This is a genomic window from Nocardia jinanensis, assembly GCF_014645735.1.
Classification (GTDB): domain Bacteria; phylum Actinomycetota; class Actinomycetes; order Mycobacteriales; family Mycobacteriaceae; genus Nocardia; species Nocardia jinanensis.
Window position 1 is genome coordinate 1 of record NZ_BMMH01000050.1, and the last position, 7,633, is coordinate 7,633.

Genomic DNA, 7,633 nt, shown 5'->3' on the forward strand with positions numbered 1-7,633 from the left:
CCGAAAGGTCAACCGCTTGACATCCAAGCTCCTGGGATGTCTTTGAGGTGTCTCGTAAAACTCGACTCATGCGGGTTGCGTAAGCATTCCACGTCCTGGTCGGCATGCGGACCTACACCTTCTGTCTATCTCGGATGGTCTGCCTTCGTGGGCGGGGCCCGCCCCGGTTCTGGAGCGACGTAGCGAAGGAGCGCAGCGACTGAGCGAAGGAGTGAAGAACCGGGGTTAACAGGGCCCCGCCCGCCCCGCCGAAGGCGGGGCAGATAAACACAGTCAGCTCTTCGGGGTCACCCAGGTGGTGATGTCCGCGTGGACGACTTCCTTGCCGGTCTTGTCGTAGATCGACACCGGGATCGTGAGGTCTTGTCCCTCGGTGATCGCGGCGAAGTCCGGGATCTCTGTCAGTTCCGCGACCGCGCGCAGGCCGGTGGTCGCCTTGGTCAGGTACTGGACCTGCATCGCCTTGGGGATCCAGCGGTGGGTGGTGGGCACCGTCGCCTCGCTGAGCATGCCCATCGCGATCTCCGCCAGGTTGCAGGCCGCGATCGCGTGGAAGGTCCCCAGATGGTTGTGCACGCCGAACCATTTCGGCGCTTTGACCTCGCACAGGCCGGGTTCGAGCCGGACCACCCGGGGCAGCACCGTGGCGAAGTACGGCACCCGGGCCACCATCGACAGGGAGAACAGGCCGTGGCCGAAGGGGTTGTCCGGCAGTTTCCGCCAGCCACGGTAGGTACCGGTCTCGTTCGTCATACCGCTATCTTACTCATCGGTAAGATAGTGACGACGCGGTATGGTTGCCGCAGTGCCGGACCTCGGCCGACCCCGATTTGAAACGCCTCGGGGGGCTCGTGCATACTGTTCGGGTTGCCTTGCCCCGGGTGGCGGTTGTTTCCATGAAACGACCAGGCCGGGCGGGGTGAGCAAAACCAGCGAGTACCTCATCGTTCACCGATGTGGGTACGTCCGGGACACCGTTCCGAAGGCCATGATGAAGATTTCTTCCGGGGCCGAGGAATGAGCGGAGAGGCGACACGCCCGACCGCGTGGACCGGAGAACCATGACAGATGAACAGCGGCGAGGATCGGGCACGTACCGATCGTGGTCTCCACTGAGATCGTCATCGTGTGTTCGGGCTGTGCAAATGAAGGTGGTACGGACGCCCTAGCCGGTATCCGGATCACGGACGAAAGCGGAGAAAAGGACACTTAGCGTGGCGGGACAGAAGATCCGCATCAGGCTCAAGGCCTATGACCACGAGGCGATCGACGCGTCTGCGCGCAAGATCGTCGAAACGGTGACCCGCACCGGGGCCCGGGTCGTCGGGCCGGTGCCGTTGCCGACCGAGAAGAACGTGTACTGCGTCATCCGTTCGCCGCACAAGTACAAGGACTCGCGCGAGCACTTCGAGATGCGTACGCACAAGCGGCTGATCGACATCCTCGACCCGACGCCGAAGACGGTGGACGCGCTCATGCGCATCGACCTGCCGGCCAGCGTCGACGTCAATATCCAGTGACGGGGACTCGAGCTATGACTGACAACAAGAGCAGGCCCGCGGCCGGCATCCTGGGCACCAAACTGGGCATGACCCAGGTGTTCGACGACAAGAACCGGGTCGTCCCGGTCACCGTCGTCAAGGCCGGACCGAATGTGGTCACCCAGATCCGCACCGTCGAGCGCGACGGCTACAGCGCCGTCCAGGTCGCCTTCGGTGCCATCGACCCCCGCAAGGTGAACAAGCCGGAGTCCGGCCAGTTCGCCAAGGCCGGTGTCACCCCGCGCCGGCACGTCGCGGAGATCCGGATCGCCGACGCGTCCACTTTCGAGGTCGGCCAGGAGATCTCGGCCGAGGCCTTCGAAGAGGGCGCCTACGTCGACGTGACCGGGACCAGCAAGGGCAAGGGCTTCGCCGGCACCATGAAGCGTCACGGCTTCAGCGGTCAGGGCGCCTCCCACGGTGCGCAGGCCGTGCACCGTCGCCCGGGTTCCATCGGTGGCTGCGCCACCCCCGGCCGCGTGTTCAAGGGCATGCGCATGTCGGGCCGCATGGGTAACGACCGCGTCACCACGCAGAACCTGTCGGTTCACAAGGTCGACGCCGAGAACGGCCTGCTGCTGATCAAGGGTGCGATCCCGGGCCGCAAGGGCGGCGTCGTGATCGTCAAGAGCGCCGTGAAGGGTGGTGCGCACGCATGAGCAGCTCCGCAGTGAGTACGAAAAAGGCGAGTACTGAAAACAAGTCCGCCGTCCTCACCCTGCCGGTGCAGGAACTGGGCGGTAAGACCAACGGCACCGTCGATCTCCCCGCGGAGATCTTCGACGTGACCGCGAATATCGCGCTGATGCACCAGGTGGTCGTGGCCCAGCAGGCCGCCGCCCGCCAGGGCACGCATTCCACCAAGACCCGCGGTGAAGTCCGCGGTGGCGGTAAGAAGCCGTACCGCCAGAAGGGCACCGGCCGCGCCCGCCAGGGTTCGACCCGCGCTCCGCAGTTCGCCGGTGGTGGCATCGTGCACGGCCCCAAGCCGCGCGACTACAGCCAGCGCACCCCCAAGAAGATGATCCAGGCCGCCCTGCGTGGTGCGCTGTCGGATCGGGCGCGTAACGAGCGGATCCACGTGATCAGCGAACTCGTCGCGGGCCAGGACCCCTCGACCAAGACCGCGAAGACCTTCCTGTCCGAGCTCTCGGATCGCAAGAAGTTCCTCCTGGTCGTCGGCCGCGACGATATCGCGGCCTGGAAGAGTGCCCGCAACCTGGAATACGTGCACACCATCGCACCGGACCAGCTGAACACCTACGACGTTCTGGACAGCGACGTAGTCGTGTTCAGCGTCGAGGCGCTCAATGCCTTCGTGCACGGCCCGGCTGAGGCTGCACAGGAGGAGAGCAAGTGAGCACCATCGCCGATCCGCGCGACATCCTGCTGGCGCCGGTCATCTCGGAGAAGTCCTACGGCCTGATCGAGGAAGGCACCTACACCTTCCTGGTCCACCCGGACTCCAACAAGACCCAGATCAAGATCGCGGTCGAGAAGGTCTTCGGGGTATCGGTCACCAGCGTCAACACCGCCAACCGTCAGGGCAAGCGCAAGCGGACCCGCTTCGGTTACGGCAAGCGCAAGAACACCAAGCGCGCGCTCGTGACCATCTCGGCCGACAGCAAGCCCATCGAGATCTTCGGAGGCCCGGTCGCGTAGGCGGCGGGGAATCCAGAAAGCAGAGAAGAACTCATGGCAATCCGTAAGTACAAGCCGACTACCCCGGGCCGCCGCGGGTCGTCCGTCTCGGACTTCGCCGAGATCACCCGGTCGACCCCCGAGAAGTCACTGGTCCGCCCGCTGACCAAGAGCGGTGGCCGTAACGGCCACGGCCGGATCACCACCCGGCATCGCGGTGGCGGTCACAAGCGCGCCTACCGGCTGATCGATTTCCGCCGGCTGGACAAGGACGGCGTGCCGGCCAAGGTCGCTCATATCGAGTACGACCCCAACCGCACCGCCAATATCGCGCTGCTCCACTTCGTGGACGGCGAGAAGCGCTACATCATCGCCCCCAAGGGCATCGCGCAGGGCACCAGGATCGAGTCCGGTCCGACCGCGGATATCAAGCCCGGCAACAACCTGCCGCTGCGCAATATCCCGACCGGTACCACCATCCACGCGGTGGAGCTGCGTCCCGGCGGCGGTGCCAAGATGGCCCGCTCGGCCGGTGCCAGCATCCAGCTGCTGGGTAAGGAAGGCCCCTACGCCACGCTGCGTATGCCCTCCGGTGAAATCCGCCGCGTCGACGTGCGCTGCCGCGCCACCGTCGGCGAGGTCGGCAATGCCGAACAGTCGAACATCAACTGGGGCAAGGCCGGTCGTATGCGGTGGAAGGGTCGCCGTCCCACGGTTCGTGGTGTCGTGATGAACCCGGTCGACCACCCGCACGGTGGTGGTGAGGGCAAGACCTCCGGTGGTCGCCACCCGGTCTCGCCGTGGGGTCAGCCGGAAGGCCGCACCCGTAAGCCGAACCGCCCGAGCGACAAGCTCATCGTCCGTCGCCGTCGCACCGGCAAGAACAAGCGCTAAGGAGGAGGTAAGAAATGCCACGCAGCCTCAAGAAGGGCCCGTTCGTCGACGACCACCTCCAAGCGAAGGTGGACGTGCAGAACGAGAAGGGCAGCAAGCAGGTCATCAAGACCTGGTCGCGTCGTTCGACCATCACCCCCGATTTCATCGGCCACACTTTCGCCGTCCACGACGGTCGCAAGCACGTGCCGGTGTTCGTCTCGGAGAACATGGTCGGGCACAAGCTCGGTGAGTTCGCGCCGACGAGGACGTTCCGCAGCCACGTCAAGGAAGATCGGAAGAGCAAGCGGCGATGAGCACAGAAACTCAGAATCCGACTGCGCGCGCGACCGCCAAGCACGTGCGCGTGACCCCGATGAAGGCCCGCCGAGTCGTGGACCTGGTTCGCGGTAAGCGCGTCTCCGACGCGCTCGACCTGCTGAGGTTCGCCCCGCAGGCCGCCAGCGAACCGGTCGCCAAGGTCGTGGCCAGTGCCGCGGCGAACGCTGAGAACAACCTCGGCCTCAACCCCGACACCCTGGTCATCTCGACGGCGTATGTCGACGAGGGCGCCACCATGAAGCGTTTCCAGCCGCGCGCCCAGGGCCGCGCGTTCCGGATCCGCAAGCGCACCAGCCACATCACCATCGAGGTCGAGAGCGTCCCCACCGCCGGTGGCACTCGTGGCCGCCGGAAGGGAGGGGCAAAGTAAATGGGACAGAAAATCAACCCCCATGGCTTCCGCCTCGGAATCACCACCGACTGGAAGTCCCGTTGGTACGCCGATAAGCAGTACGCGGACTACGTCAAGGAAGACGTCGCCATCCGCAAGTTGCTGAGCACCGGTATGGAACGTGCCGGCATCTCCAAGGTGGAGATCGAGCGCACCCGTGACCGGGTCCGCGTCGATATCCACACCGCGCGTCCGGGTATCGTCATCGGCCGCCGCGGCGCCGAGGCCGACCGGATCCGGGCCGAGCTGGAGAAGCTCACCAAGAAGCAGGTCCAGCTGAACATCCTCGAGGTCAAGAACCCCGAATCGGATGCCCAGCTGGTCGCCCAGGGTGTGGCCGAGCAGCTGTCCAACCGTGTGGCGTTCCGTCGCGCGATGCGTAAGGCCATCCAGTCGGCCATGCGTTCGCCGAACGTCAAGGGCATCCGCGTGCAGTGCTCGGGCCGCCTCGGTGGCGCCGAGATGTCGCGCTCGGAGTTCTACCGCGAGGGTCGCGTCCCGCTGCACACCCTGCGTGCCGATATCGATTACGGCCTGTACGAGGCCAAGACCACCTTCGGTCGTATCGGTGTCAAGGTCTGGATCTACAAGGGCGATATCGTCGGTGGCAAGCGTGAGCTGGCCGCCCCGAGCGCGCCGGCCGGGGATCGCCCGCGCCGGGAGCGCCCGAACCGTCCGCGTCGTTCCGGTTCCTCCGGCACCACCGCGACCAGCACCGAGGCCGGGCGCGCCGCTACCGCGGTGGCCGAGCCCCCGGCAGAAAAGCAGGAGGGCTGACCAATGCTGATGCCCCGCAAGGTCAAGTTCCGCAAGCAGCATCACCCGAGCCGCAGCGGTCTCGCCAAGGGCGGCACCTCGGTGACGTTCGGTGAGTTCGGCATCCAGGCGCTGGAGCCGGCGTATGTGACCAACCGGCAGATCGAGTCGGCGCGTATCGCGATGACCCGCCACATCAAGCGTGGCGGCAAGATCTGGATCAACATCTACCCGGATCGCCCGCTCACCAAGAAGCCGGCCGAAACCCGCATGGGTTCCGGTAAGGGTTCGCCGGAGTGGTGGATCGCGAACGTCAAGCCGGGTCGCGTGATGTTCGAGATGAGTTACCCGAACGAGGAGACCGCTCGTGAGGCCCTGCGCCGCGCGATGCACAAGCTCCCGATGAAGTGCAGGATCGTGACGAGGGAGGAGCAGTTCTGATGGCAACCGGTACCCCTGCCGCAGAGCTCCGCGAGCTGACCGAAGAGGAGCTCGTCTCCCGTCTGCGCGAATCGAAGGAAGAGCTGTTCAACCTGCGCTTCCAGATGGCGACCGGTCAGCTGACCAACAATCGCCGGCTGCGTGTGGTGCGTCACGAGATCGCGCGTATCTACACGGTCATGCGTGAGCGCGAGCTCGGTTTGGCCACTGCCCCCGCTGACAAGGGAGATGCGGCATGAGTGACAAGGTGGAGGAGCAGCGCAGTACCCGTAAGGTCCGGGTCGGCTACGTTGTTTCCGACAAGATGAAGAAGACGATCGTCGTCGAGCTGGAAGACCGTCACCGGCACAAGCTCTACGGCAAGATCATTCGCACCACCTCCAAGGTGAAGGCGCACGACGAGAACGAGACCGCCGGTGTCGGCGATCGCGTGCAGCTGATGGAGACCCGGCCCACGTCGGCCACCAAGCGGTGGCGGCTGGTCGAGGTCCTGGAGAAGGCCAAGTAAGGTCGCTCTCCGGCTGAAAAGGTCGTAGACGTAAGGCCCGCTTCCCGTTGAGGGAAGTGGGCCTTCGTCGTTCCGGGTTCGTTCAATTGTCGGCTTGTTCGAGCAGCGACCCGAGCTGGCGGCTGGTACCATATATGGCATGTTGAAAACGACCGTGTACCTCCCCGAGGACTTGGAGGTCCGGCTCGATGCGGAGGCCGCGGCCACGGGGGTGAGCAAGGCGGAACTCATCCGCCGCGGTATCGCGATGCTGCTGGACGCCTCCGAACGTCCACGCGACAACGCACCGCTGCCTGTCTTCCGCAGCGGGCGTTCACGTGGCGTCGACGAGATGCGCGACGATATCTACCGCCAGATCAAGCAGCGGTCGGCCCGCCGGTGATCATCGTCGCCGACACCTCAGCACTGTTCGCCGCATTCGATGCCGATCAGGAGGAACACCAGCAAGCACTGTCGGTGATGGAGCACGAGACGTTGATCATCTCGCCGCTGGTGCTGACCGAGCTGGACCACCTGACTCGTCGCGATCTCGGCTTTCCCGCGGCGATGAAGATCACCGACGCGCTGCTGGCGCGAACGATCGACGGAAGTTACCGGCTCGCCGAACTGAAGCACGTCGACTTGTCCACGGCGCAATCGGTCCGTGCCAAATATGAAGGGCTGCAGCTCGATCTTGCTGATGCGGTGGGTGTCGCGCTCGCCGACAAGTACAAAACCGACTGCGTCTTCACACTCGATCAACGCGATTTCCGTGCGATCGAACCGCTGACACCTGGTCTCCGCTCGTTCCGGATTCTGCCCGCTGACAAGTAGTGCCCTACGTCCAGAAGCCGATGTGTGGTTGCCCCGGCAGGCCCACGCCGGCCACCAAACGGTGGCGACGCTCGCCGTGGAGCGCGAACTTCTGATCGGCTGACTGGCTTCGTCGGGTCGATGTGCTCGCCACCGCACCGGTCGACCTATCGAAGACATTCGTCATGGTCGCCGACTGGCCGGTGACTTTCTGGACGTGGTCACCCTGCCCGTCGACGACAGCCAGTCGCTTCAGCACGTGAGCGCGAGCTCGGTTTGGCTACTGCCCCCGCTGACAAGGGAGATGCGGCATGAGTGACAAGGTGGAGGAGCAGCGCAGTACCCGTA

Annotated in this window: 15 protein-coding genes; 13 read left to right on the forward strand and 2 right to left on the reverse strand. The window is 64.9% G+C overall.

The window, feature by feature from the left end; all coding sequences use genetic code 11:
• Positions 1-273: 273 nt before the first annotated feature.
• Positions 274-753 carry a hotdog fold domain-containing protein gene (locus IEY68_RS35675; protein ID WP_062999067.1) on the reverse strand — a complete coding sequence of 160 codons (480 nt, stop codon included), beginning with the start codon at positions 751-753 and terminating at the stop codon, positions 274-276.
• Between the two features lie 461 nt (positions 754-1,214).
• Between IEY68_RS35675 and rpsJ the strand changes: the two genes are divergently transcribed.
• The 13 genes from rpsJ to IEY68_RS35740 all read left to right on the forward strand — a co-directional run bounded on the left by rpsJ (position 1,215) and on the right by IEY68_RS35740 (position 7,306).
• Positions 1,215-1,520 carry a 30S ribosomal protein S10 gene (gene rpsJ / locus IEY68_RS35680; RefSeq protein WP_003938093.1) on the forward strand — a complete coding sequence of 102 codons (306 nt, stop codon included), beginning with the start codon at positions 1,215-1,217 and terminating at the stop codon, positions 1,518-1,520.
• A 14-nt stretch (positions 1,521-1,534) separates the two neighbouring features.
• Positions 1,535-2,200, forward strand: a complete 666-nt coding sequence (gene rplC, locus IEY68_RS35685; protein ID WP_062999065.1) for a 50S ribosomal protein L3 — start codon at positions 1,535-1,537, stop codon at positions 2,198-2,200.
• Entirely contained in the window at positions 2,197-2,901 is a 705-nt protein-coding gene (rplD, locus tag IEY68_RS35690) for a 50S ribosomal protein L4 (protein ID WP_062999063.1), read from the forward strand. Before rplC ends, rplD begins: the two co-directional genes overlap by 4 nt.
• Positions 2,898-3,203 carry a 50S ribosomal protein L23 gene (gene rplW / locus IEY68_RS35695; protein WP_062999061.1) on the forward strand — a complete coding sequence of 102 codons (306 nt, stop codon included), beginning with the start codon at positions 2,898-2,900 and terminating at the stop codon, positions 3,201-3,203. Before rplD ends, rplW begins: the two co-directional genes overlap by 4 nt.
• A 33-nt stretch (positions 3,204-3,236) precedes the next feature.
• Positions 3,237-4,076 carry a 50S ribosomal protein L2 gene (gene rplB, locus IEY68_RS35700; protein WP_062999059.1) on the forward strand — a complete coding sequence of 280 codons (840 nt, stop codon included), beginning with the start codon at positions 3,237-3,239 and terminating at the stop codon, positions 4,074-4,076.
• Between the two features lie 14 nt (positions 4,077-4,090).
• A complete protein-coding gene (gene rpsS, locus IEY68_RS35705; RefSeq protein WP_062999056.1) occupies positions 4,091-4,372 on the forward strand; it encodes a 30S ribosomal protein S19 in 282 nt (93 codons plus the stop codon).
• A complete protein-coding gene (gene rplV / locus IEY68_RS35710; protein WP_030522694.1) occupies positions 4,369-4,767 on the forward strand; it encodes a 50S ribosomal protein L22 in 399 nt (132 codons plus the stop codon). Before rpsS ends, rplV begins: the two co-directional genes overlap by 4 nt.
• On the forward strand, positions 4,768-5,565 hold the full coding sequence (gene rpsC / locus IEY68_RS35715; protein WP_062999054.1) for a 30S ribosomal protein S3: 798 nt from the start codon (positions 4,768-4,770) through the stop codon (positions 5,563-5,565).
• Between the two features lie 3 nt (positions 5,566-5,568).
• Entirely contained in the window at positions 5,569-5,985 is a 417-nt protein-coding gene (gene rplP, locus IEY68_RS35720; RefSeq protein ID WP_062999052.1) for a 50S ribosomal protein L16, read from the forward strand.
• The gene (gene rpmC / locus IEY68_RS35725; protein ID WP_030522691.1) at positions 5,985-6,224 is read left to right on the forward strand and encodes a 50S ribosomal protein L29; all 240 of its coding nucleotides are present in this window, start codon (positions 5,985-5,987) and stop codon (positions 6,222-6,224) included. The genes rplP and rpmC overlap by 1 nt, the downstream gene beginning before the upstream one ends.
• Positions 6,221-6,493 carry a 30S ribosomal protein S17 gene (gene rpsQ, locus IEY68_RS35730; protein ID WP_062999050.1) on the forward strand — a complete coding sequence of 91 codons (273 nt, stop codon included), beginning with the start codon at positions 6,221-6,223 and terminating at the stop codon, positions 6,491-6,493. The genes rpmC and rpsQ overlap by 4 nt, the downstream gene beginning before the upstream one ends.
• A gap of 139 nt (positions 6,494-6,632) precedes the next feature.
• Complete coding sequence (locus tag IEY68_RS35735; RefSeq protein ID WP_058852891.1) at positions 6,633-6,875, forward strand: ribbon-helix-helix protein, CopG family; 243 nt, start codon at positions 6,633-6,635, stop codon at positions 6,873-6,875.
• Positions 6,872-7,306: a type II toxin-antitoxin system VapC family toxin gene (locus IEY68_RS35740; RefSeq protein WP_058852892.1), complete on the forward strand. Its 435-nt coding sequence runs from the start codon at positions 6,872-6,874 to the stop codon at positions 7,304-7,306. The genes IEY68_RS35735 and IEY68_RS35740 overlap by 4 nt, the downstream gene beginning before the upstream one ends.
• 4 nt (positions 7,307-7,310) lie before the next feature.
• Here the strand turns inward: IEY68_RS35740 and IEY68_RS35745 are convergent, their stop codons facing one another.
• Entirely contained in the window at positions 7,311-7,544 is a 234-nt protein-coding gene (locus IEY68_RS35745) for a hypothetical protein (RefSeq protein WP_058852893.1), read from the reverse strand.
• Between the last annotated feature and the right edge of the window lie 89 nt (positions 7,545-7,633).